This is a genomic window from Leuconostoc aquikimchii (assembly GCF_040838325.1).
Taxonomy (GTDB): domain Bacteria; phylum Bacillota; class Bacilli; order Lactobacillales; family Lactobacillaceae; genus Leuconostoc; species Leuconostoc aquikimchii.
This window is the reverse complement of the sequence record NZ_JBFPER010000001.1, coordinates 1912898-1938086: the sequence shown is the minus strand read 5'-3', so window position 1 is coordinate 1938086 and position 25189 is coordinate 1912898. Positions and strand designations below refer to the sequence as shown.

The following is a 25189-nucleotide window of genomic DNA, read 5'->3' as shown; positions in this document are numbered from 1 at the left end:
AATGATGATTCAGTTTAAAAATATTAATAAAATATACAAGATTGGTGATCAAGAAGTTAAAGCGTTAAAAAATGTTAATTTTGAGATTGAAAAGGGTGAATTTACTGTTATTTTAGGCCCGTCAGGGTCAGGGAAAAGTACTGCGTTAAATATTTTAGGTGGCATAGACAAAGCAACGAGTGGGCAATTTTTATTTGATGAATTAGAAATTAATTCACTAACTGAGGCAAAGTTATCTGATTATAGACGTGATATTGTGGGATTTGTCTTTCAATTTTATAATTTGATCCCAAGCTTGACTGCTGTAGAAAATGTTGGCATTGCGGCTCAGCTGACAGGTAATCAATCGCTTGCTAATGCCTATATAGAAAAGGTTGGCCTGTCACATAGAAAACATAATTTTCCTGCCCAGTTATCTGGTGGTGAAATGCAACGTGTATCAATTGCAAGGGCGTTGGCCAAAAAACCGAAGTTGTTGCTATGTGATGAGCCAACTGGCGCACTAGATTCCGTAACTGGCTTAAAAATTATTGATATTCTTCGTAAGGCCTCTGAAAGTAGTGAAACTGCTGTCGTGATGGTCACACATAATGCAGAGTTTGCTAAATTGGCACATAAAGTTATTCGTCTTCATGATGGAGAAGTCGCATCTATTGAGACAAATAAGACACTAGCTAATTTATCGGAGGTAATTGTATAGTGAAATTCTTAAATTTAAAATTAAGAAGGGATTTTCGTAAAAATTGGACTCAATTTTTTTCAGTATTTTTGATGGCATTTTTAAGCATTCTTATTTTTGTCGGTTTACAAGGTGCATGGCATGGATTAGAAGTGAGTGTCAATCGATATATTAATAATTCACATCTTGCAGATTCATGGGTGATGAGTACTGGTTTTACAGCACATGACGTAGATGAAATAAATGCGATAAAAGGTGTTAAGGAGACGAGTGAAACAACTCGGATTCAAGTTCAAGATGTTAGTCAGAGTGACACCGAAAAGCAACTTTTTTTGGACACTTTTAAATCTAAATTAACTAAACCGCATGTGGTAAAGGGTGAAAAATTAAAAGATGATAAAAACGGCCTTTGGTTAAACCTTGAATATGCAAAAGCAAACAAAATAAAAGTTGGCGATGTGGTGCCGATTATGTCTCAAGGAAAACCAACTTCCCTAAAAGTGTTAGGATTGGTACAATCGGCTGATCGGATATACTTTACAGGGACGGAAGAACTTATTTCGCCTAGTTATGCAGATTACGGTTATGGTTATATTTCAAATGAAACATTAAAGCAGGAATTAGGCTATCAAGGCCGTCCAAATTTGTTAGAGATGAAAGGACAGCCTAAAAAAATACGTGAACAATTAGCTAAGATACTTGGTCAGCGATTGATGGCTTATAATGATCGTCATACCTTAGTAGATGTTTCTGATGCACTGGATCGCGTGGGGCAAATCAGAAATCTATCTTATTTATTTTCTTTCATTTTTATTTTGCTAGCTATTTTAGCAATGTACACAACGATCCGCAGAATGATTGAAACACAAGAAAAAGAAATTGCCATTTTGAAAGCATTAGGATTTTCAAACTGGAAAGTTGGCTGGCACTATACTAGTTTTGGTTTGTTAGTTGGTAGTGCCGGCGCTACCCTAGGCGCAGTTGTATCACCACTTATGTCTTGGTTTGTTTTGGGAACGCAAAAAGAAATGTTCTCGATACCTTCGTGGACGATAGCTTACTCGGCAAGCTCACTTTATGTGATTATCCTCGTTCTATCCGTTTGTATCTTGGCATCTTTTCTTGCAAGTCGTGAGGCCATACAAGGTCTACCGGCAGAGTTTTTAAGAGGCAATAAGCAAAAAGTTGGGCGTAAGGTATTCTTAGAACATTTTAAACCACTTTGGCAGGTATTACGCTTTGAGCAAAGATGGGCGATTAGAGATGCACTATCTAATAAAGTTAGACTATTAATGGGGATTATTGGTGTAGCATTTGGCATGATGTTACTTATTGCTGGTATTGGCATGCCACAATCAATTAATCACTTGGTAGATAAAGCCTATCATGAAGATTTTAACTATGATACTAGATTGCATATTCCTAATTATGAAACCGTAAAAAACAACTATCCAAAGGGTCAATGGGTAGATATTAAGCAAGCTAAGTTTACACCAGATGATGGTTATAATCGTTTATTGATTGTGATGAGTGATGGTGACTACGTTAATATGAAAACTGTATCCGGAGATCCAGTTAAATCTGACGGTATCTATGTGACTAAAGACTTTGCAAAGCGCGCTAACTTAACTGTTGGTCAAGAACTTGAGGTCACGCCTTATTTAGATGATAAAGATTATCGTTTTGAGATTAAAGGCATTATCACGAGTGAGACAAATCAGGGCGCTTATATCACACAAGAATTATTTGAAAAGCATCAAGGGCATTTTTCTCCTAGTACATTACTCATTAGAAATAATGATTATGATAAGAAAATAAAGGATGATAAGAATATTGTGTCTGTTATTAAGATGCGAGATCAAGAAAAAAATGCAAAGGACTTTGTGACAAGTTTGATGAGTATATTTTTGATGATCGTGGGCTTTGCCATTCTCTTAGTAGTTGTTGTACTTTATAATCTGGGGTCGTTAAATTTTGTTGAGAGAACTAGAGACTATGCAACACTGAGTGTGCTTGGATTTAAGAAAAACGAGTTACGGAATATTACGATGCTTGAAAATCTTGGTACGACAGTTATTGGCTGGGTATTCGGGGTGCCTCTTGGATATTGGTTCTTAAACGCGTATGTTCAAACATTTAGTACGATAAAATTAGCTTATACGCCATATGTGACCTGGCATAATATTTTATTATCTACAATTATAGTCGTTGTATGTGCGATGAGTACAACCTTGTTTATTAGTAGTAGAATTAAACGTTTAAATATGGTCCAAGCACTTAAAGGTGTGGAATAGCTAATTAGTTAGATTTGATTAATTATTTAGGTTGTGTGATGACTATTTTATATCATTAATCGCTGTGAAAAATAAACAACCAACCGTAAAATTAAATTTTATGGTTGGTTGTTTATTTGAATTTGATTGAGACTTATTGTTCTTATATGAAAAATCTGGACTAATTTCTGTAGCGTGACATGAAAAGACATTATCATAAGGTTGTACTTTTATGACTGTATATGATTTTGAGAGGGCAATTCGAATTTTATGTGTCCATTTATAAATTGTTGGAACAGACACACCGTAATCTTTAGCCAATTGGCTAGCTGGCGTGCCAGAATGATAAAGATCAATGATTGCTTGTTGAAATTGAAATTCTGGGGTAAGTTTTTGCGTCATGGGTTATTCTCCTACGTCTATTATATCGCAGTAGAAACCGTGTCCATGTTTTTAGACTAACATCAACATATTGAAATTGACAATCAGGATAGTTTTTTCAAGTTTGATTTGGATACAACTAATGGTTACTACATGGTATCTAGAGACAGCACAAATATCAAAAATGAAGAAGGTGCTTATGATTATTATGCCAAAGCGCACGTGGCTAAGATAAATGCGGTCAATCAATTGAATGTGCAATTATTTGTTGATGCGGGCAGTATTGAAATGTTTTTCCCTGAAACCGGGGAAACTTACTCATTAGCTAAGTTTTCTGAAGCATCAAATAATCATGTCACAGTCAAAGTAAACGGTGATACGACAGTAGCTTACAGTGTACTCGAATAAAATAAGTAGAAGTGCAAAACACGAATTAGTGTTTTGCGCTTTTTGATTGTTAAGTAACTTAAAAAATGGCAGTAATAAATTTTCAAGTTTCTTATTTGTTATTTACTGATCAATTTTATATGATAATACGTTGTTTATTTATCTATCTATTTTTAAAGTATATCATTTTCATTCTTAAATAAGTTAATATTTTCAATCCAATTAGTTGAATAAATGCATTAATATAAGTGCTTTTCAAGTATTATTTGTTTTTTTTTACATTTTTTTCATAAATTTTCATGTTTTACATTTTAAAATTTGTATGTTAAAATAATCAATGTTGTCATTGTGATTGTTTGATCTATCACACATTGATATTAATATTTTTCGCGAAATATAATTTTAATGTGTGATGTATCACAGTAACTTCAAAAAAGGAAATCATTTTTAAAGTGAGAACAAAAATAACGATCATAATAATTTATTAAGAATTGTAGTTGTGTTTTTATTTTATTATTGATCATTTACACAAAGGGAGAAAATATGAAAATATTATCTAGAATTTTTGCCACGGTTGTTTCATTAAGTATTATTGGCATATCTGCTATTCAAATTCAATCCGTTAGCGCCCAAAGTTATAACTACGCTCAATCAACAGAAACCGCTCAAATTCATTATACAGGGACACAACGGTTCCTCCCAATATATATAAATTCAGCGAATGCAGGTTATGGTTTACAGGCGGGAAAACATGTAAGTCAAGGATATCAAAAGTATACCCGTAGTGGTAAAGTAGTTGCTTCAGGATATACGACGAAAGCTACTAACAAGTATTCTGACTTTTATGTCACACAAAAAGTTAGTGCTTGGGACAATCTTAGTTGGAACGGACCAAGAACTCAATATCATTATGCCTGGTGGTATTTTTGATTAATATTGTATATACCTTATTCGGGAAAAAAATATTAGTAATTTGTTTATACCAATCCATATCATACATTTTAATAAGTCACCTCAATTCGTTAAAAATATTTATTAGTTTGTTTCAATCAAAATGGGGTGAAATAGTTTTAATACTGATATGTATATTAATAATTATTTCAGAGTATTTATTTATACACCGATATTCAAAATCAATAATAACTGTGTTCCAATTTATGGGTTACCCCAAACATAAACTTATACTATTCTTGGTAACCGCAGATTGCTTAGGAACCATTGGAATATACTTAATCATACAGATAGGAATTAATTTAATATGAACGATATTATCAGTGTTTTCCTAAAAAAACATTTGTCGCAGTTAATAATATTAATTGTGACTGTTTTTTTTATGAACATTGTTCTTTTTGTTACTTCATTTGATGTTATTCAGGTTGGTAGTGGGTACCAAAATCTATCTAAACTGACAAAATCAACAGCATACATTGGAAATAATGAATCTAGTGACTCTCTCAGAGAAAAGATTGGCAATGACAAAACTAGTAAAACAAAAGATTCTATGGTTTCGATCATAGATCAAGTAAATAAAAACTTTAAATCAGTATCTCAAATTCAGTTTGACTCGCCCAAATTTAATGGGAGCACACAAATTACAATATCTCCAAATGCTCTTTCGTTATTCAACATAGCCGTAAAGGAGGGGAAATACTTTACTAATAAACATTATTCTAATAAAAATTCAGTCCCAGTTCTTGTGGGATCGCATTTTGCTAAAAAATATAGAATTGATAAAACATTCACCGATATGGATCAAATTAGTGGTAAACAAAGACATTATCATGTTGTTGGAATATTGCAGGACAATGCTAGAATACCATCATTTTACAATGTTAATGACTATACTTCTTTAAATGACAGTTATCTAGTTCCTCTACAAATTAATTATTTTAAACAAAATATAGCGTACGATAACTTTGATTTGTATTTACAGAATTTAATTATATTTACTAATAAAACACAAAAAATTAACCATTTAGAACAAAGTCTTATAAATAAGCACTTATACAAAGTTAAATTTAATATTGAACAGAAAAATGTAGAAGAATATCTTCATTATTTCAAGCAGAAACTGATTATTGAACTTACAGCGTTACTAATATGTTTTATAGTGTGCATGTTGATCATTCGTAGAATGATACATTCATTATTGAAAGAGGAACAAAAAAATATAACAACAATTTTTATTTTGGGACAATCAGTATCCGACATTCAACGTTCAATTAAAAATTGTTTTGGAACCATATTAGTTATAGCAAATACACCAATTATCTTATTTGAGCTGTACAAGTTACAATACTCCCCAGTAGTCGGGACGCCAATAGAATCATGGTCAGATGTAGTAACAAACGTTTATATTCAATGTATTATGGTTCTAATTGTTATGATGGCAATCATGTACTTACTCATCTATATGATAGTAATGAAGAATTTTAAAAAAATAAATAGCAATCTAAAGTAAAGGATGAACATACATGATTGAGCTTATTAATGTTACGAAGAAATTTGAAAATAAAAACACAATCGTATTCCCCAATAAAATAATTATTAATTCTGGCGAAATGGTTGCTGTTATTGGCAAATCAGGTATTGGGAAAACAACACTATTAAATATAATTGGCTTATTAGACAGAAAAGAATCTGGAAGCTATTTTTTAAACAAACAAGACACAAAATTATTGACCGAAAAAGAGGTTTCTACGCTCAGAAATAAAAGTATTGGATTTGTTTTTCAAGACTTTAAGTTGATCGATGACCTCACTCCCAAACAAAACATCTTACTGCCTAGAAGAATCGGAAAAATGAAATCTGATGGCGATTTTGAAAAATTGATAGAAATTTTTCAACTAAGGTCGCTTTTAGATAATAGTATTTCCGAATTATCCGGCGGGCAAAAACAACGGGTTGCGTTTGCTCGTGCAATGATCATGAGTCCAAGTATTATTTTAGCTGATGAACCTACGGGATCTCTGGATTCCAATAATGCTTTGATAATGTTAGACTATTTAAAACAACTCAATAAAATGGGAACAACAATTATAACAGTCACACATGACAAAGATATTGCCCTACAACACAACAAAATTATACAGTTAGGAGACTGATATGTTTTTTTATATTATGTTACTAAGTTTTATTATTGGTATTATATCAATATTTTCTGCCTTTAAAACCAACAATGTAACCATCAAAGTGTTATGCTTTGTTATTGGAATTATTTTAATCGGGTATTCTATTTATTTGTTTTGGCCACATCAGGTTGCTTGAACATCAATAAATTAGACTGATTTTAATGAATAATATTTACTAGAAAAGTGACTGGACAATGAAAAATGAAACATATGTATCTATCTTGATTTCAGCATTGTTATTTCCTGGTGCTTTTTAGCTCATATGATGAGTGGTCTTATAATTAAGTATAGCAAATTTTGCTTGGGCATCAAAATAACGTTGCTTATTTTTGATTTTAAGGGCATCATAGCCAGTAGTTCGCACTTGATTAACCCATTTACTGACTAGTCTCGGTGTCATATGATAGTGTTGTGCCAGTTCTTTTTGCGTCAGTGTGCCAGAAAAATAGGCTGCTACAACCGTTACTTTCTGTTCAAAACTATATTTTGTCATAATAAAAGGGCTCCAGGTCAGTTAGATTTGTGTCTAACTTTCTTGGAGCCCTTCACAACAAACAGTTTTTTAACTTCAACTTTATTTAAAAACAAAGTTGATGAGCAAACGATCAATACAAAAGCGACCACAGCTGATGCTTTAGGGTATAAAACTGTTGTTGATAAAAATATACCATTGAAGAGTTTTGCATTAAATCTAAACACCATCAAAGATAATCAGGCGTTCCCGTCACATATACATATTGAAATTGACAATCAGGATAGTTTTTTCAAGTTTGATTTGGATACAACTAATGGTTACTATATGGTATCTAGAGATAGCACAAACATCAAAAATGAAGAAGGTGCTTATGATCATTATGCCAAAGCGCACGTGGCTAAGATAAATGCGGTCAATCAATTGAATGTGCAATTATTTGTTGATGCTGGCAGTATTGAAATTTTTTTCCTGAAACTGGGGAAACCTATTCTTTAGCTAAGTTTTCTGAAACATCAAACAATCATGTCACAGTTAAGGTAAACGGGGATACGAGAGTAGCTTATAGTGTACTCGAATAAAGTAAGTAGAAGTGCAAAACACGAATTAGTGTTTTGCGCTTTTTGATTGTTAAGTAACTCGTTTGTAGTTAGAATCATAGCTCTTTTTGTATAAGGCGGACTTTAGAATCTGCATTCAATCATACTAATTAATAATTTAATTTTTTTTCAACAATTAAAATTGGTGGTACTGCGAAAATACCCATTACAACAATTAACCAAGCAAAATCACCAGTTAAAAATATGCCGTTAGTTGCTAATGAACGAATCAGGGCTACAGCGTGAGTTAAGGGTGAAAACCAGGTGATTTTTTGTAGCCATGGTGCCAAACTGTTTGTTGGGAAAAAGGTATTAGAAAACATATACATTGGTTGAATTAAAAGCATACCATAATAATTCAGATAATCTCTTGTAGGTGCTAGCAAAGCGAATGTTAGTCCTAAAAATCCAAACAATACGCCAAGAAGCAATAAAACGAATGGGATTAGGATTGCTAACCAACTATGAACCGTCCCCAAAATAACTGCAATAACAAGGAACAACGTTCCAAAAAAGCAAGCTCTAATACCAGACCATAAAGCCTGACCAACAATAATATCAGGCAAACTAATGGGCCCAGTACTCATTTCATAGTACGTTTTATCCATCCGCATCATGATGTACGCATTGACTGTACTTTCAGCATTGGCAGCATTCATAGCAGTGGCTGCAACTAGTCCAAGTGTCACAAAGGTTAGATACGGCATGCCATTTACCGTACCAACAAAATGACCAAGACCAACACCCATAGCGACTAGATATAATAATGGATCAAAGAGATTGGGGAAAATAGAAATTTTCAGCATGTGTGTGAAACTCATGTAGTTGCGTTGAATGACATGCCAAATAGCTTTAAGACCTAGTTTGTTCAATGTTCTTTGCCTCCTCGTCAAACTTTGTTAGGGACAAGTAAGCTGTTTCTAAATTTGAGTAGCCTAGTTCGGAGGCTAATGTGTTAACTTTGCCACTTGCTATAATTGTGCCGTGATCGATCATCAATACGCTATCAGCCAAAGTCTCAATTTCATCAACATAGTGTGAGGTTAGTAGAATGGAAACACCTTGTAATTTTAATTCATTGAGTTTTGCCCAAAAGACATGTCGTGATTGGATATCAAGTCCTGTCGTTGGTTCATCTAAAATAATTAACTTAGGATTATTCACTAGTGCTCGAGCCAATACTAACCGTCTTCGCATTCCCCCAGATAAACTATAAACTTGCTTGTTCCAGTAATTGGACAGACCAACAAAATTCAGTAACTCGATTCCCCGTTTACGTGCTAATTTGAATGGTATGTCAAAGAGGATTGCATGTGCAACCATATTGTCTAGGACTGATAGCGTTGTATCTAATAGATCCTCTTGCATGACCACACCTATTTCCCATTTAGAGCGACGAGCATTTTGAGCAACATCAATACCGTTAATCAAAACTTGCCCGCTAGTTATAGGTGTCGTAGCATAAATCATTTTGAGTGTCGTAGATTTCCCAGCGCCATTTGGTCCTAATATAGCTAACGTTTCGCCCTTCGCAAGATTAAAAGATATGCCTTTTACCGCAGAAAACTTGTTATATTTTTTTATCAACTGTTTTACTTCTAGAATATGATTAGTCATTCAGTTCTCCACATATTTTGCATCGATTGTACTTTTTTAATTCTGTATAGTATTGTTATTTTGTCGAATTGATGTGCCGGCATGGTCATCGGTAAATAGAGTATACAATTTAAATGTTTCTATTTTCATCGAAATGTGGAATAATTAAAGAAAATTGAAAAGAGTATAGTAAATGTCTAAAAATTTACCAGATATTGCCACGATTGCTAGTGCATTAGCTAATTCAACAAAACTAACAATTTTAGATAGTTTGATGGATGGACGAGGACATACATTACTAGAATTAGCAAAATCCTCTAATGTTGCCCCTCAAACTGCAAGCTATCATCTAAAAAAGTTTATCGAGGCGAACTGGGTCAGAATAGAAAAATCTGGTCGTTTCCATTATTTTTTCTTAGAAAATGAACAAGTGGCACAATTAATCGAACTATTTAGTCCAGTTTCACTTGAATCACAAACTGTATCTATGAAACAGGCTATTGAAACTGATCATATACGTCATTTTCGTAGTTGTTATGATCATATGGCTGGATATGTTGGCCGAGAAATTACAGAAGCACTCATAACTCACAATTTTTTGTCTGAAAATAATCACGAGCTACAAATTACAGCATCAGGTGAACTATTTTTCGAAAATCAGTTAAACATTGATATGATTCAATTACGACAGAAAAAAAGACAGTTTATTACTTCCTGTCTTGATTGGAGTGAACGTCAATATCATTTGGGTGGGGCTTTAGGAAATGCACTATATCAATTTTTTCAAGATCAATACTTTGTTTTACCGCATAAAAATATTAAACGTGCACTGTCTTTAACGCCTAACGGTACTAGATTTTTAAAAGAGACACTTGATTTGTCTTTATAATTCAAATACTGACGCGAGCAGTATTGAAATGTTTTTTCCTGAAACTGTGGAAACGACAGTGGCTTATAGTGTACTCGAATAAAATAATTAAAAGCGCAAAACACAATTTCATGTTTTGCGCTTTTTGATTGTTAAGCGTTCGTAGTTAGGAAAATTGTGACTTTCGATATCGTTGGCTTAGAGGTAAATGATAGTGATAGATTTCATTAAATACTATATAATCATCATGTTGCAGCACTTTTAGCATTCTTATAAATTCATAACAATTAGCTTCATCATTTTTTTGATCTGATCCTAAATAGAGAAAAATGATCAATCTAGCAAAATCCATAGTGATCTTAGCCGTAAAATCGGTTATTGTACTGTAGCAAGAATTATCAGTGATTTTTTGAAAACTGCTTGAATTATAGTTAAAATTTGTGAGTTCAATCTGAACATAATTAAGAACAATACTAGCGACACTTTGTTCAATTATATACGAATATTCTGTAAATCCTTTATATTTTTTATATAATTCATGAACCTTAGTCATACATTCAAGTAATTCTACTGGATCTTTTCTAAAAATAAAAATACCATCAACAAATGCTCTTAATTCGAACACCGACCAATATTTAGTTTCGGTTAAGTGTCTTTTTAATGGGTATGCAGGATCGACATCCATTCTTAAAGGGTTATTGCCAATAATATATACCTTGATGTATGCAATAGCAGCGAGAATTTGACTTTCTAGAGATGGATCCTTTTTTAATGCAATATGTTTCTGCATTAACGTGGCTGTTTTCTTCATATTAGCATCATTGTCAATCTGGTTTAAAATGTTATTAAACCGATATTCGGAGTTATTATAGTGAATAAATTGAAACTCATTTGGAGAGACCTCTAATCGTTTGAGAATGGCAAATAGTTTTTCGGATTCAACACTGTTATGTCCATTTTCAAATCGTGATGCGAAGTTTCTAGACACAATCCCCATATAAACTTCTTTTTGAGTGAGTTTTTTTTGTTTACGAATTGTTTTAATCGTGTCTCCAAGTGTTTTCATAATTCCTAACTGCCTCCGCTTATATCTAATAACGTAAACTATACTACACATATTAATAAAATGTCTAGATATATTTGATGATAAATTAGAAATAAGGAAAGGGCGTACGATAATGTTCAATACAATTATAAAGACATCATTAATTAGCCTCATTTTTAATTTATCGATAACCTCTTTAAATTTTTTTTTCGGATTGTACTTTTTGCAAATAACTCGGTCAGCTTTCATTTTTGGAACACTAACAATTATTGGGCCATTGGTCAGCCTATTACTGACACCGATTATGACCAGAATTGTAGATACAATTGCACACAAAAAAATACTATTAATAGCTCAAATAGTTTCGTTAGTATTTCTTTTAGCTTATTGGGTCGTAGTTAGTGATCATTTAGATGCTGGTACACTCGCATATGTCTATATTTTGATGATTATTATTCGGGTTAGTGAGGAATTATTTATCGTCACGTTAAAAGCGTCTACTACACAGTTGGTTGAAAAGCACAAATATCAAAGACTGAATGCATCAGTTCAGTCCGCTACTTCGGTTGCAAATATTCTTGGTCCTATTGTAGGAGGATTAGCATTTAGTTTACTCACACTACCATTCTTTGTTTTTCTAATAATTATTCTAGTTGGCGTGTCAATCTTATCCACCAGTACGCTAAAACTAGATCCGTCACATAGGATAGCAGCCACTGGCAAAAATTCTTTTGTGATGGTTATAAAATTTATTAAAGGCCGGCCAGAAATTTTATCTCTTGTTATTATTGCGATGTTTATAAACTTATTCGCCTCAGCCATAACGATTGGTTTACCGGTACTTGTTATTAATCAACTGTCTCTGTCAAAATTAGTTTACAGTTTTTTGGAAAGTTTAACTAGTGTTGCAATGGTAGTAGGTGGCATCATATTGACTATTCATACTATTAAAGATAACTTAAAAATCATGTATCAATCAATGTTGTGCTTTACTATAATCATTGTTTTATTCGGGTTTCCAGAATTAATAACGCGTAATGATTTAATAATTATTGGATTTTTAGGGATATTAGTAGTTGCTTTCGGATTAATAGTCGTATTTGCTAATACAGCAATGACAACTTATTTACAAATGGAAGTGCCAGAAAATAAGCAGGGTGGTGTTTATTCAATCATCAATGCAGTTTCTCAACTGTTTGTTCCTCTGGGAGGATTATGTTACGGCCTCTTGTTTGATCGTTTTGAAAGTTACCAAGTGTTTATTTCATCTGGATTTATAGCCTTGGTTATTATCACTGGATTATTACTACTGACGAAAAAAAGAATTATTAAAAGGATATAATTATGAAAGGCTCTAAAATAGTTAGACAAAAACTAACTTTTTTAGAGCCCTTTACGTTGCATTGATGATGTTAGCCTATTTACCGCTTATTTTTATTGATAGTCGTTTTAATCAGACAATTTTCTTTTTTGTTTCTGGCATAACCGGCGTGACGTTAGGCATAACGATAACAATGAACACACTTGTTGCTCAGAGAATTGTTCCTGAAGAAAGTTTAGGTACTGCCTCAGCAATGATCACTTTAGGCAGAACACTAGGGCAGACATTAGCGGCAGGAATTTTTGGTTTAGCATTCAACATGAGTTTAAATTCGGGATTAAAGAAACATCCCATTATTGATCAGAATATGATTAATCAGTCTATAAAAGGTGTGTATCAATCGCCATTGGTTGTAGATGAGCACACAATCAATCAAATCATTTTAACAGGCATGCATACAGTATTCAGTGTCACGCTCATATTGTTTGTCATCGTTTTGATTGTTAATGTAGCAGATCAAAAACGGGAAGTAATTAAATAAAAGGGGCATAAGGAGATTCTTTTACTGAACATGTTTTGGACACACGCACAGGTGGCATAATAACGACAGATAAGGCTGGTTTGGTTCACTTTTCCTACAATGACAGCACAGATTACGTTCTGATTAAGACATAGTTTAAGAATTTCCTGTACCAGATCACATATCATACAACCCCAAAGCTAATTCATGTAACTTCACCCAAAGCGGTTTATACTATAGGTAATGCAGACACTAAATAATAATTTGTTTAGCGCGGATTCTTAGTATGCCATTAGGAGGCTAGTGAATGACAATGCAATATGATTATGATGTTTTATATCTTGGTAGTGGGCATGGTACGTTTGACGGGGCGATTCCGTTGGCACAATCAGGTGTTAAGGTCGGTATCATTGAGGCTGATATGATTGGCGGTACGTGCCCTAATTACGGTTGTAACGCTAAAATCACGCTCGATGCACCGGTGGTGTTAACGCGAGCAGCCGAGCGCCTATCTGGTATTGTTCAGGGGAATCTGACAATTGATTGGACGCAGAATGAGGCTCATAAGGAAGTGGTTATTAATGATTTGCCGGATATGATTGGTGGGTTATTAGATCAGTCTGGTATCGACGTGATTCACGGACGTGGTGTGTTTGAAGATAATCATACAATCATTGTTGATGGTAAGGCAGTAACTGCTGACAAAATTGTCGTTTCGACTGGGCTAAGGCCTCATCGTCTTGATATTTCTGGTTCTGAACTGGCGCATGATAGTCGTGATTTTATGGCGTTGAAGTCTTTGCCACAGAAAATAGCCATTATTGGTTCGGGTTATATTAGCATGGAATTTGTGACAATTGCGAATGCAGCTGGCGCTGAAATTACCGTGTTAATGCATGGCGACCGTGCGTTACGACAGTTCCACGCCCCTTATGTTGACAAAGTTGTGTCCGACTTAGAGCAACGCGGTGTCACGTTTATTCAAAATGCTGAGGTGACTGCGTTTGAAGAAAAGGGTGATCAAATTCAAGTGACATATAGCGATAATCAGTCTTTGTCAGTTGATTGGGTCTTGGATGCTTCAGGGCGGATACCAAATGTAGACAATATTGGTTTAGAAAAAATCGGGTTAACTTACAATCAATCAGGTATTCCTGTCAATGGCTATCTCCAGACAAATATTGATAATATTTATGCATCAGGGGATGTGATTGATAAAACGCAACCAAAATTGACACCAACAGCCATATTTGAATCAACGTATCTTTTCAAACAGTTTGCTGGTCAAACAAACGCACCAATTCAGTATCCTGTTGTGCCATCAGTCGTTTTTACATCACCAAGAATTGCGCAAGCTGGTGTTTTGGTACAAGATGCTGAAAAAGGCGATTATGAGGTGCAACAAACCGATCTCACAAAAGATTGGTATCGCCAAGTTGACAACGAAACGATCGCTGATAACACCTTGATTTTTGATCAACAACATCATTTGGTTGGCGTTACCGAAGTCAGTGAACAAGCTGAAAATGTCGTTAATACGTTATTGCCAGCCATTGAATTTAAATTTGGACCGGATGAAATTGGTCGATTAATTCATTTATTCCCATCGATTGGTATGGCAACATGGGGACAATTATAAAAATATATTAGTCATATTATCTTTGAACAGCGCAAGCTGTTTTTTTTATCAATGATATGTTTTTCAGAAAAAAACTTGACATCTTTATTAATATTGTTTATATTAACTATATTAATATAAACAAGGAGTTGAAAGATGAAAACAAAGTTTTTAACATTACTATTTGTACTCGGTCTATTCATATGCATGTTGGATACGACGATTATGAATGTCAGTTTACCTGCTATTAGTCATGCTTTTCATGTTGGTTTGGATAACATGTCGTGGGCATTAAATGTCTATCTTATTTTATTTGCAGCGCTGACGATACCATTGACACGTTTAGCAGAAGTATTTGGTATTCAGAAAGGCTTTTTACTGGGGGTCATTTTATTTGGGATTGGATCAGTAGTGTCAGCCGCGGCGCCAGCGCTTAACATTTTATTAGTGGGCAGAGCGATTCAAAGCATTGGTGCGGCTATCGTATTTCCATTAGCCATGACATTGGCCATTGGTTTAGTGAACGATGATCACCGAACAGGCATGATAGGTATCTTAGGGATTACACAAGGTATTGCTGCCGCACTTGGACCGACTATTGGTGGTATTGTGACACAATTTTTTGGTTGGCGCTGGATTTTTTTAATTAATGTGCCATTAGTTATTGTGATGCTTATTTTGGGGATGACTTATCTCACACTAAAAAATGAAGTACAACACAAACAACGATTAGACTTTTGGGGTGCATTACTCAGTATTATTTTTCTGTCTAGCTTATCGATTGGTCTCATCCAAGGACGTGTGTGGGGATGGCATAATTGGTTAACCATCACATGTTTTGGTTTGAGTAGTATGAGCTTGATATTATTTTTAATTGTAGAGCAGCGTAGTGTGAATCCGATGGTACCATTGCAATTATTCAAGAACCGCGCATTTTCAATTTCTGCTGTGATTATTGTTTTAAGTAACTTATTTTTAGTGGCTACGACGGTGATTTTGCCAACGTATTTTACAAGCATTGCTGGGTTTGATGCGCTACATGCATCTTTGTTAGTCGCACCGATATCATTGGCTATTTTTATATTTTCACCAATTTCAGGATTTGCCCGGGCAATTATTCAACCAAAATGGCTGCTCACTATGGGATTTTTGATCATGACTTGTGGTTATCTATGGTTGGCAAATGGTGCGTTAGTCAATCAAACACAAACTATTTTATCTGAATTAATGGTGGGTATGGGCTATGGTTTAATAGCTGGGCCAATATTAGTGATAGCAGCTGGCAGTTTGCATGGTAAATTATTAACCGCTTCACAAAGTGTCACAAGTGTTTTACGTCAAGTTGGTGCTATGCTGGCAGTTGCTATATTTATAACAAGTTTGTATGGTAATTTAGCTATATCACAAAAACAGTCACAATCTTATGCAGAAAGTAGCGTGAACAAATTAGCCATACCAAGTGAACAAAAAACAGCTATGATCGGCAAAATAACACACAAATTGCATGGTGATCATTTAGTTCAAACAGATACGACTGCGTTACCACGAGTATTATCGGACAGTATTCAAGACATTGAAGCACATACTGTTGTGTCGTTGCGGTCATCGTTTGAAAAACTTTATGCGGTTTCTGTGCCATTTTTATTAATGTGTGCAGTGCTAAGTTTATTCTTGAAAGAAAAACAACCGCGGTAAATGTCGTGTATAATATTTAATAACGAATAGAAGGCGGGTAAAATTATGACAATGAAGGGTAGAGAGGTCATTTTAGGTATTTTGCAGGAGAGCCCACATACTGGTTATGAAATTAATGACATTTTACAGACACGGTTAAGTCATTTTTTTGATGCGACTTTTGGCATGATTTATCCGACTTTAAAAAAGTTAGAAGCCGAAAAATTAGTGACTAAGCAACAGATATCGCAAACTGATCGACCAAATAAGAATATTTATACAATTACGGCAGCAGGGCAAGCAGTATTTTCAAAAGCCATTAACGAACCGACTTCGGATGAAATTCTCAAATCTGATTTTTTGATGCATCTTTATTTTAGCCAGGATTTGTCAACAGAACAGGTGGCTTTATTTTTTCAAGAAGAAATTGCACGTAAGGAAGCTAAAATAGCGGCGTTACAATCGCAATTAGCAACGTGGCTAGAAAATGGTATGACAGAGCAACGTAAGATAACGTTTGACTATGGCATTGCCTATTACACAGCGACACTAGCAGTTTTGAAAAAAGCAGCAAAATCAAATCAATAGTCAGCAAATAGGACATGAACCTGCTACAATAATCTTGTAAAAGTATATTGTCCGTCAGGAGATGTTATGACAAATGAAAGTTTGTATCATACTGAAATTGAAAATACAGCTGGTCTAGTAGGCCATGTCAAAACGGTTACAACCAGTGATTTAAGCGTTCAGACGAGTGGCCCGCTCAGTGACAAACCAGGTACTAATCCTGAGCAGTTATTAGGGGCGGCGCTAGCCACTTGCTTGAATGCAACAATCGAAGCTGAAGAAAAACGACGACAATTAGAACATAAAAGTGTTGTTCGTGTCGGTGTTGATATGGCGCGTGATACGAAGGGATTTCAGTTTTTTGTTGTCGCACAAGTAAAAATACCGCATGTCAAACATCAAGAGGCAGTAAACATTTTAGAAATTGTTGCGCAACGATGTCCTGTATCTAAACTATTATCAGGTAGCTCGAACGTTCACATCATGTTGGTTGATGAATTTAATTTTAAGCAGTAAACTGATCAAAGCGAGTACTAAAAAGTAGTCGCTTTTTACTTACTTATAATTAGTTAACATCAATTTAATGTCATACGTGTATAATTTAGTTTCCAATCTAAATCCAAAGTGGTGGAGGATATCACGTGAGAATTTCTAGAATTATTAAACTGATAATCATAGTCGCTGCTGCGACTTATTTATTTCAAAATCCGGACAAGGTTACCCAAGGGCGAGAATGGGCCAGTGAAAAAGTACAACAATGGGCAGTTCTTTTGGACGAAAAAGGTGATCAATATAGATCACCAGAAAAAACGTCGACCGCTAATAATGATACTGCTGTACAGGAACCTAACACACATGATGCAACGCATTTAGATGGGGCAGTTTGGGCCAAAAAAACGCTGAAGGTCTATTTCGATGTACCAGCGGATAGTATGCCAGAATATTCTGCAGCATGGCGTCGCGCATTTGATAGTTGGAATGCGGTTGATGTGTTAACATTGGTGGCGGTCGCTGATAAATCCAAAGCGGATATTGTTTTAACGACCGAAGATCGTAGTGATACACAACAGGCAGGAGTCGCGCAAACGCAATTCTTAGTTAATCCACTAACGGGTAAAAGAGTGATGACACACGTTGAAGCAAAATTAAATGTGCATTATCTGAATTATTATTCTGCTACGCGAAAGGCCAACACAGCGGAACATGAGCTAGGACACGCACTTGGATTAGATCACACAGCTGATCGTGAGTCTGTTATGCAAACGCAAGGATCTGAATACGGCATTCAGGCAGTTGATATTAATCGATTAAAAGCACTATATCAAAATTAGAAACAAGGTAGTCTTAAGGGACTTGAAATGGCTATAGTAACTAATGAATTAACGACATAAAGTTATCTTTCAATCAGTCTCCATGGTGTTAAATAGGTGTCAACTTAATCATAACTATCATTTATTTGGAACGACATAAAGTTAATTAAAACACGGGTCCGAAAATACTATCAACGCGCTTAATATATTAATAAAATTGTGCTGTCATTCACAAAATGATAAAATTCATACTTTAAACTGCAATTCGTGTCATAAAAGTGCCCTAAGTCTTTTAAAGTCGACTTTTTTAAAATCAAAGTGGTATAGTGTAAATATACTATGCTTTGAAAAATTTTCAAAACATAAATTTTATGGGGGCTTATTATGACAACTGTTCAAGAATTGACAGACATTGTTGGTAACAATCACATCATCACCTCAGCTTCGAAATCATTGCGTTATCGCAAAGGTTACAGAAGTGGACAGGGGGATGCTTTGGCGGTTGTGTTGCCTGGTAATATGATGGAATTATGGCAAGTATTGAAAGTCTTACACGCCCATAACACAATTATTATTATGCAAGCTTCTAATACCAGCTTAACTGAAGGTTCAATTCCAGCACCAGGTTACGATCGTGAATGTGTTGTGGTTAATGGCACACGAATCAAAGGTGTACAACTCATTAATCACGGTGAAGAAGCGCTTGCTTTTCCAGGTACTACGCTATTTAAACTTGAAAACACGTTAAAAGCGATTAATCGTGAGCCGCATTCAGTTATTGGCTCATCAAATTTGGGCGCGTCAGTCATTGGCGGCATCAACAATAATTCTGGTGGTGCGCTGATTCAACGTGGACCAGCATATACTGAACTATCGTTGTACGCTCAAATTGATGCAAATGATGAATTGCATCTCGTTAATCATTTAGGTATTGACTTAGGTGACACACCTGAGGAAATGATTAATAATCTTGAAAATCGTAATTTTGATATTGATAAGGTGCCAAAAGATGAGAAACGTGTCGGACACAATCGTGACTATGAATCGCGTGTTCGTAATATTGGGTCACATACACCAACGCGGTATAATGCTGATCCCAACGAATTATATGAAGTTTCCGGTGCCTCTGGTAAATTAGCTGCGTTCGCCGTCCGCTTGGATACATTTCCAAAAGAAGGTGCGTCACAAGTATTTTACATTGGCACGAATGAGCCAGCTGTGTTGGAAAAGTTGCGTCGCCATATTTTATCTGAATTTAAGAATTTACCCGTATCTGGGGAATATATGCATAAAGAAGCATATGATTTAGCTAAAAAATATGGCAAAGATTCACTACTTGTCATTGATACAATCGGGACGAACATGTTGCCATATTTGTTTAGTTTGAAGTCAACTGCTGAACGTATATTAGGACATATTCCAACCTTTAAACCTTATTTTCCTGACCGAATGTTACAACATGTCGGCCAAGTATTTCCTAATCAATTGCCAAAAAGAATTGAAGCCTATAGCGACAAATATGAACACTATCTGCAATTAAAGATGGTTGGTGAAGGGATTGATGAGGCACGTCAATACTTGAAAGAATTTTTCAAAACTGAGTCAGGCGACTATTTGGAATGCACGCCTTCAGAGGCAGACAGAGCTGCTACGCACCGTTATGTAACAGCTGGTGTAGCGATTAGATATCAAGAAGTTTTCCAAAATAAAAAGTTGGATATTTTACCGTTAGATATTGCCTTGCCGCGTAATGAGTTAGATTGGTTCGAACATTTACCAAAGGAAATTGAAGATAAAATTGAGCATAAGTTGTATTATGGTCATTTCCTTGATCATGTCATGCATCAGGACTATATTTTGAAGCCAGGTGTTGATCCACATGAATTGAAATTAGAAATGTTAAAATTGCTCGATAAACGTGGGGCTATTTACCCTGCCGAGCACAACGTTGGACACCTCTATCATGCTGCATCAACGTTAGTGAATCATTATAAGCGCAACGACCCTACCAATAGCTTTAATCCAGGTGTTGGTTTAACAACTATGGAAAAGTATTGGGGTAATTATTAATTAAAAATCATAAAAAATACGCGACACATGTTTTAAAACATGTCGCGTATTTTTTAATTATTTGTCATTTGATCAAAATCATCAACCATATCTTTTGGCCCCACAACAGATAAAATATCTTTATGGTGTATTTTATATTTTGATTCGGGCGCAACAATCACTTCACCTTCATGACGTACGGCAATGACATTTAAACCAAATTTTTTGTGAATATTCAGTTCGGAAATGGTTTTTCCAGTAAAGGTAGGGTTGACAATCTGCACCTCTGCCATTGAATAGTCATCAGATAATTCGATAAAATTTAACATATTTGGTGCTAGGAGTTTACGACCAATACGTTCACCCATTTCTCGTTCGGGTTGCACAACCAAGTCAGCACCAATTTTTGTCAAGACACGTAAATGGGTACGATTTTCGGCTTTAGCGATAACATTTTTAGCACCGAGATCTTTCGCGTTGATGGTAGCTAAAATGCTTGCCTGCATGTTATGACCGATAGCAATGACAACGTGATCAAAACTGGCAATATCTAGCTTTCGTAAAACATCATCTTCTTGCGCATCAGCAATGACAACTTGCGTTGCAATATCACGATATTCGTTAACATGTTCTTCACTGATATCAATGCCGAGCACGTCTTGTCCATTGGCGATAAGGGTTTCTAGTAGCGCACCACCAAAGCGGCCGAGTCCAATGATAGCATAAGTTTGGCGCATAATGAGTATCTCCTAAATTTTTATAACATAGCGATTAAGCTAACCGATAATGACTGATTCTTCTGGGTATTGGTAAGGGGCATGATCTGAGTGTACGTTGAGAATTGAGAACATGACAGTGTAGACACCGACACGGCCAATAAACATGGTTAACATAATGACACATTGGCCAAAAATGTTTAAATGTGGTGTGAGACCAAGCGTTAAACCAGCTGTTGCAAAGGCACTGACAACTTCAAAAATGATATATTCTAATCCGTATTTTGAGTCGCTACCTTGCGTTAGCATAAGTAAGAAAGACAGCACACCTAGGAAAAGTAAGGATACAAAAACAAGTAAAAGCGAGCGTGAAATGTTTTCGTTTGTTAAACGACGATGTGCGAATGTCACATCTTTTTTACCACGCAACGCCGCATGTGTTTTGAGTAAAAGGACACCTAATGTTGTTGTTTTGATGCCACCAGCTGTAGAACCAGGGGTGCCACCGATATACATCATCATAATGGTTAACAGAATTGTAGCAGGGGCCATTTGAGTAAAACTAAATTGTGAAAAGCCAGCTGTACGATAAGAAATTGACATAAATAGTGTGTTAGCCACGCGATTAGTTGGCGTGACATGTGGTGCAATAGCCAAGTTTCGCTCTGTTAATTCAAATAGCAGCCAACCGCCAATAATTAATGCGCCAGTCATAACAAGGGCTAGTTTTGAATGCAGTGTTAACTTATGCGTACGATGATAGAGTAATAGGTCACGCCAAACCAGAAAGCCTAAGGAACCAGCGATAATCAGTGCTGCAATAATGAGTAAAATCCAAGGTTGATTGGCATACGCCATGTCACCAGTAGGTAAAATGGTGAAACCAGCATTTCCAAATGCTGAAACGGCATGAAACACTGCATAAAACAAACCACGTTTGACACCAAAATCGAGGATAAAGAATGGGGACAATAACAAAGCGCCAACAATTTGAATGATGACAGATAGCTTAATGACATAACCGAACACAACACGTGTGTCATAAAGGCTCTCTAAACTATAAACTTCTTGTACCATCATTTTATCACGTAAATTCATTTTCCGGCGTGTTGCTGTGAACAGGAGTACGGAAAACGACATGAATCCGAGGGCGCCAATTTCAATTAAAAACATAATCACAATTTGCCCAAAAGTCGTCCAATGGGTTGCTGTGTTAACGACAGTTAAGCCGGTGACAGAAGCTGCTGAAGTTGCAGTAAATAAGGCATCCATAAACGAGTGTCCCATGTCACCATTGTAGCTAAAAGGCAGCATGAGTAATAATGCGCCGACCGTAATGACTGATAAAAACCCTAAAGTCAAGCGCTGTGGCATAGATAGCCGCGAGAAAAAAGTACGGCGCTGGGATTGATTATGAAATTTTTTCATCTCTGCTTCAGTGGGGAGTTCTATTTTCCGTGACATATTTTGCTTAATTTAACTTCCTTTATATTCAAAGTGAGGATTTAACTATTTTAACATGCTTTATTTCATTATACACGGTATAAGGTTATTGATTGATGTTAAGTAACATAGTCTGTGCAGTTTATATTTTCGAATGGTGATGGAAGTCAGGATTAAGTAGTAGTTGGCAATATTTGTAAAAAACTGTAGAATAGTGTTAGCTTAAAGCTGCTATAACTATTGATTAAATTATATTTTAATGTTAATATAATTTAATCAATAATAATATTGTGTTGTCATAATTTTTTAGAATAAGAGGAGTAAGGATTATTAGTATTAAAAAAATATTGGGTTCAGTAGTTGTTGCGGGGATATTCACAATATATAACTGGTGCTTGGGACGAAGAAACGTGGTAATTAACAAATGATAAAATATAGTCTTATTCGCATATTACGAACGAAGCAATTTTTAACTGTTATGCTGATTATGACTGTTATCACTACTATTGATGCCGTTCAACATGTTGTCATGTTGAACGGCATTTCTTTATCAAAGTCAATTTGGTTAAATACATTTATGGCTAGTAGTGTTGGCGGTACATATGGCCATATGTTAACATCTTTTTTACTTGGTTTATTTCCTATTTGGCTACTGTTGGGATCTGGGTTTGCATTGCTAAATGATTTTTCTGTTGGCCAATCTTACAATGTTGCTAGTCGATCTGGTATAGCAAAGTATCTAAAGGGGCAGTATCTTGCCGCCGGTTTATCAGGTGTTTTACTTTTCTCAGTGCCACTGTTTATTAATCTTATTGTTGTTGCAATAATACAATGGTTTGATTTTAAAAAATATGATGGGCAAATGCGATTACTACAAGATCGTTCGAGATTACCAGATCTAGATAAATACCATTTTGTATGGTGGCAATTAGAGCATCCGATGTTAACTTTTTTATTGTATTTGGGTGTTTTCTTGATTGCTGTATTTTTTACTTCTATGTTAATGATTTCAATTAGTTTATTATTTGATAATTTTTATCAAGTTTTGACGTTGGTTGTTTTGGCAACGGTTTTGTTGGGTAGCCAATTATTTGATATTGGCGGGCTAGTTCAGTCTTTTGCTCATTTAGCATCATTTTCAGAATGGCTTACAAGTTGGTTAATTTTCATTGTCATACTCATCATGATTAATGGTGTGATCTATTTTTGGAAAAAATCAGGGGAATTAACATGATTTATGAACGTAAATGGTGGGTTTCAACAATTTCTATGATAATGTTTCTCGCATTGTTTTATATTATAAATATGAGTTGGGAAGCCATTAATTATAGTGATTGGCTAAGTTTTGAAGTTCTAGGTGGTGGTAATTATTATCAAAACTGGACTTGGCAGATTGTGTTAAGTATTACTTTTTTACTATATTGGTCAATCAACTACAATATGCCTGTTCAACACATTATTCGATTTGGCATAAATGGCCAATTGGGACATGAGCTGATTAAACGCACAAATTTGCTTGCTAGTCTATATGGGTTAATCTATTGGATAATACCATATTTTAGAATATTTTTTTTCCATCCAACGAACAATCAACTTAGTGATTTTTCGATAGTATGGTTTTTACAGGTGGTAATTTCTATGTTGTGGTTACTGTTAATAATCAAGTTAACCTTGGTTATTTTCAGCTATTACCAACAGATTATATTAACTATCGGATTAATTGTTTTGATTATTACTGTAATTTTATTGCATGTTTGGCCTTTTAGTCAGTCTCTGTTTGCTGATACGCAAGTCACCGCAATGATTAATAACCGTCAATATAGTTCGGGTATGACGCGAGCTATTATCACTGGCACACTTATGAGTGTCATTTTATATTTCTTACAAAAATTGTTTTTAAGAAGTATGAGGAGGTGGGAATGGTTAAAGTAAACATGAAATTATGGCTTACTATTTTTCTTGTCATGATTATGTTAACCAGCCTTTTATATCATGGAGAAACACCTATTTATTTTATTGACTATGGTGCGCAACCTTTACTGGCTAAAATGACTTACTTTGGCTTGTTGATGTCACCTATCTTAATAATTATTGGAAACATAGCAATTTGGCAAACAGGTGCTTATTTGAACAGATTGATTAGAGTGGATAATATTTTAAAGCTAGTCATCGTGTCTTATTTTAAAAATTTAATGTTAGTGATTGCTGCTGTTGCTCTGATTAGTGTGGGCAATCAATTGTTACTTAATACAGAACAGCTGTTGCCCACTGTAAATCTGTTTGTTTCGTATTCATTATATGTGGCGGTGTATATGCTATTAGAGGCACTGTTTAATAGTGGGACAGCCATCTTAATGATAAGCGGTGTGCTATTGATATTAGTTATTGGTAGTGGTAATTTTGGCTTACTAGGTACAATTGTTTTCCAAACATGTGATGCATTTTGGCAACCAATCGTAACAATATTTGGAACTGGCGTTGTGTTAATAATTTTGTATAAGACAATTCAAAAAAAAGATTTTTATGGCGAAGGGTGATTG

General features: G+C 35.0%; 26 protein-coding genes. 19 read left to right on the top strand and 7 right to left on the bottom strand.

Annotation, left to right across the window (positions count from 1 at the left end):
- Nucleotides 1–4: 4 nt before the first annotated feature.
- The gene (locus tag AB3K24_RS09690) at nucleotides 5–700 is read left to right on the top strand and encodes an ABC transporter ATP-binding protein (RefSeq protein WP_367975429.1); all 696 of its coding nucleotides are present in this window, start codon (nucleotides 5–7) and stop codon (nucleotides 698–700) included.
- 71 nt (nucleotides 701–771) lie between these two features.
- Nucleotides 772–2973: an ABC transporter permease gene (locus AB3K24_RS09685; RefSeq protein ID WP_367975427.1), complete on the top strand. Its 2202-nt coding sequence runs from the start codon at nucleotides 772–774 to the stop codon at nucleotides 2971–2973.
- 42 nt (nucleotides 2974–3015) lie between these two features.
- Here the strand turns inward: AB3K24_RS09685 and AB3K24_RS09680 are convergent, their stop codons facing one another.
- Nucleotides 3016–3354: a helix-turn-helix domain-containing protein gene (locus tag AB3K24_RS09680; RefSeq protein WP_367975426.1), complete on the bottom strand. Its 339-nt coding sequence runs from the start codon at nucleotides 3352–3354 to the stop codon at nucleotides 3016–3018.
- A gap of 108 nt (nucleotides 3355–3462) precedes the next feature.
- Between AB3K24_RS09680 and AB3K24_RS09675 the strand changes: the two genes are divergently transcribed.
- From AB3K24_RS09675 to AB3K24_RS09660, 4 genes are all read left to right on the top strand, one after another.
- Entirely contained in the window at nucleotides 3463–3741 is a 279-nt protein-coding gene (locus AB3K24_RS09675; RefSeq protein WP_367975425.1) for a GH32 C-terminal domain-containing protein, read from the top strand.
- 522 nt (nucleotides 3742–4263) lie between these two features.
- Nucleotides 4264–4650 carry a hypothetical protein gene (locus AB3K24_RS09670; RefSeq protein ID WP_367975423.1) on the top strand — a complete coding sequence of 129 codons (387 nt, stop codon included), beginning with the start codon at nucleotides 4264–4266 and terminating at the stop codon, nucleotides 4648–4650.
- A 328-nt stretch (nucleotides 4651–4978) separates the two neighbouring features.
- Complete coding sequence (locus tag AB3K24_RS09665; RefSeq protein WP_367975422.1) at nucleotides 4979–6181, top strand: ABC transporter permease; 1203 nt, start codon at nucleotides 4979–4981, stop codon at nucleotides 6179–6181.
- Between the two features lie 13 nt (nucleotides 6182–6194).
- Nucleotides 6195–6824, top strand: a complete 630-nt coding sequence (locus AB3K24_RS09660; protein WP_367975420.1) for an ABC transporter ATP-binding protein — start codon at nucleotides 6195–6197, stop codon at nucleotides 6822–6824.
- A gap of 280 nt (nucleotides 6825–7104) precedes the next feature.
- On the opposite strand, the gene AB3K24_RS09655 is transcribed toward AB3K24_RS09660, so the two are convergent.
- Nucleotides 7105–7344 carry a transposase gene (locus AB3K24_RS09655; RefSeq protein WP_367975419.1) on the bottom strand — a complete coding sequence of 80 codons (240 nt, stop codon included), beginning with the start codon at nucleotides 7342–7344 and terminating at the stop codon, nucleotides 7105–7107.
- A gap of 42 nt (nucleotides 7345–7386) precedes the next feature.
- Here AB3K24_RS09655 and AB3K24_RS09650 point away from each other — a divergent pair, with 42 nt between their 5' ends.
- Nucleotides 7387–7821, top strand: coding sequence for a GH32 C-terminal domain-containing protein (locus AB3K24_RS09650; RefSeq protein WP_367975417.1), 435 nt, complete (start codon nucleotides 7387–7389; stop codon nucleotides 7819–7821).
- A gap of 211 nt (nucleotides 7822–8032) precedes the next feature.
- On the opposite strand, the gene AB3K24_RS09645 is transcribed toward AB3K24_RS09650, so the two are convergent.
- Together AB3K24_RS09645 and AB3K24_RS09640 are read right to left on the bottom strand one after the other, a co-directional pair.
- Complete coding sequence (locus tag AB3K24_RS09645) at nucleotides 8033–8794, bottom strand: ABC transporter permease (protein ID WP_367975415.1); 762 nt, start codon at nucleotides 8792–8794, stop codon at nucleotides 8033–8035.
- A complete protein-coding gene (locus AB3K24_RS09640) occupies nucleotides 8775–9539 on the bottom strand; it encodes an ABC transporter ATP-binding protein (protein ID WP_367975413.1) in 765 nt (254 codons plus the stop codon). The genes AB3K24_RS09645 and AB3K24_RS09640 overlap by 20 nt, the downstream gene beginning before the upstream one ends.
- Before the next feature lie 172 nt (nucleotides 9540–9711).
- Here AB3K24_RS09640 and AB3K24_RS09635 point away from each other — a divergent pair, with 172 nt between their 5' ends.
- Nucleotides 9712–10407, top strand: a complete 696-nt coding sequence (locus AB3K24_RS09635) for an ArsR/SmtB family transcription factor (protein ID WP_367975411.1) — start codon at nucleotides 9712–9714, stop codon at nucleotides 10405–10407.
- Nucleotides 10408–10552: 145 nt separating this feature from the next.
- Here AB3K24_RS09635 and AB3K24_RS09630 read toward each other — a convergent pair whose 3' ends face one another.
- Entirely contained in the window at nucleotides 10553–11452 is a 900-nt protein-coding gene (locus AB3K24_RS09630; RefSeq protein WP_367975409.1) for a helix-turn-helix domain-containing protein, read from the bottom strand.
- Nucleotides 11453–11564: 112 nt separating this feature from the next.
- On the opposite strand from AB3K24_RS09630, the gene AB3K24_RS09625 reads away from it, so the two are divergent.
- The 8 genes from AB3K24_RS09625 (at nucleotide 11565) to dld (ending at nucleotide 20511) form a co-directional block, all read left to right on the top strand.
- A complete protein-coding gene (locus tag AB3K24_RS09625) occupies nucleotides 11565–12773 on the top strand; it encodes an MFS transporter (protein WP_367975407.1) in 1209 nt (402 codons plus the stop codon).
- A gap of 64 nt (nucleotides 12774–12837) precedes the next feature.
- Nucleotides 12838–13293: an MFS transporter gene (locus AB3K24_RS09620; protein WP_367975406.1), complete on the top strand. Its 456-nt coding sequence runs from the start codon at nucleotides 12838–12840 to the stop codon at nucleotides 13291–13293.
- 286 nt (nucleotides 13294–13579) lie between these two features.
- A complete protein-coding gene (locus tag AB3K24_RS09615; RefSeq protein ID WP_367975404.1) occupies nucleotides 13580–14911 on the top strand; it encodes a dihydrolipoyl dehydrogenase family protein in 1332 nt (443 codons plus the stop codon).
- 135 nt (nucleotides 14912–15046) lie between these two features.
- On the top strand, nucleotides 15047–16585 hold the full coding sequence (locus tag AB3K24_RS09610; protein ID WP_367975402.1) for a DHA2 family efflux MFS transporter permease subunit: 1539 nt from the start codon (nucleotides 15047–15049) through the stop codon (nucleotides 16583–16585).
- Nucleotides 16586–16630: 45 nt separating this feature from the next.
- A complete protein-coding gene (locus AB3K24_RS09605) occupies nucleotides 16631–17152 on the top strand; it encodes a PadR family transcriptional regulator (RefSeq protein ID WP_367975401.1) in 522 nt (173 codons plus the stop codon).
- A gap of 66 nt (nucleotides 17153–17218) precedes the next feature.
- Complete coding sequence (locus AB3K24_RS09600; protein ID WP_367975400.1) at nucleotides 17219–17647, top strand: OsmC family protein; 429 nt, start codon at nucleotides 17219–17221, stop codon at nucleotides 17645–17647.
- 125 nt (nucleotides 17648–17772) lie between these two features.
- The gene (locus tag AB3K24_RS09595) at nucleotides 17773–18462 is read left to right on the top strand and encodes a matrixin family metalloprotease (RefSeq protein ID WP_367975398.1); all 690 of its coding nucleotides are present in this window, start codon (nucleotides 17773–17775) and stop codon (nucleotides 18460–18462) included.
- 363 nt (nucleotides 18463–18825) lie between these two features.
- Nucleotides 18826–20511, top strand: coding sequence for a D-lactate dehydrogenase (dld, locus tag AB3K24_RS09590; protein ID WP_367975396.1), 1686 nt, complete (start codon nucleotides 18826–18828; stop codon nucleotides 20509–20511).
- Between the two features lie 53 nt (nucleotides 20512–20564).
- Here the strand turns inward: dld and AB3K24_RS09585 are convergent, their stop codons facing one another.
- Together AB3K24_RS09585 and AB3K24_RS09580 are read right to left on the bottom strand one after the other, a co-directional pair.
- Complete coding sequence (locus tag AB3K24_RS09585) at nucleotides 20565–21227, bottom strand: potassium channel family protein (protein ID WP_367975395.1); 663 nt, start codon at nucleotides 21225–21227, stop codon at nucleotides 20565–20567.
- A gap of 39 nt (nucleotides 21228–21266) precedes the next feature.
- Nucleotides 21267–22670, bottom strand: a complete 1404-nt coding sequence (locus AB3K24_RS09580) for a TrkH family potassium uptake protein (RefSeq protein ID WP_367975393.1) — start codon at nucleotides 22668–22670, stop codon at nucleotides 21267–21269.
- Nucleotides 22671–23073: 403 nt separating this feature from the next.
- On the opposite strand from AB3K24_RS09580, the gene AB3K24_RS09575 reads away from it, so the two are divergent.
- The 3 genes from AB3K24_RS09575 to AB3K24_RS09565 are packed head-to-tail and all read left to right on the top strand — an operon-like array spanning nucleotide 23074 to nucleotide 25186.
- Nucleotides 23074–23883, top strand: a complete 810-nt coding sequence (locus AB3K24_RS09575; RefSeq protein WP_367975391.1) for a hypothetical protein — start codon at nucleotides 23074–23076, stop codon at nucleotides 23881–23883.
- Complete coding sequence (locus tag AB3K24_RS09570) at nucleotides 23880–24581, top strand: hypothetical protein (RefSeq protein ID WP_367975389.1); 702 nt, start codon at nucleotides 23880–23882, stop codon at nucleotides 24579–24581. The genes AB3K24_RS09575 and AB3K24_RS09570 overlap by 4 nt, the downstream gene beginning before the upstream one ends.
- Nucleotides 24569–25186 (top strand): hypothetical protein, encoded by a 618-nt coding sequence (locus AB3K24_RS09565; protein WP_367975388.1) that lies wholly within the window; start codon nucleotides 24569–24571, stop codon nucleotides 25184–25186. Before AB3K24_RS09570 ends, AB3K24_RS09565 begins: the two co-directional genes overlap by 13 nt.
- Nucleotides 25187–25189 lie beyond the last annotated feature (3 nt).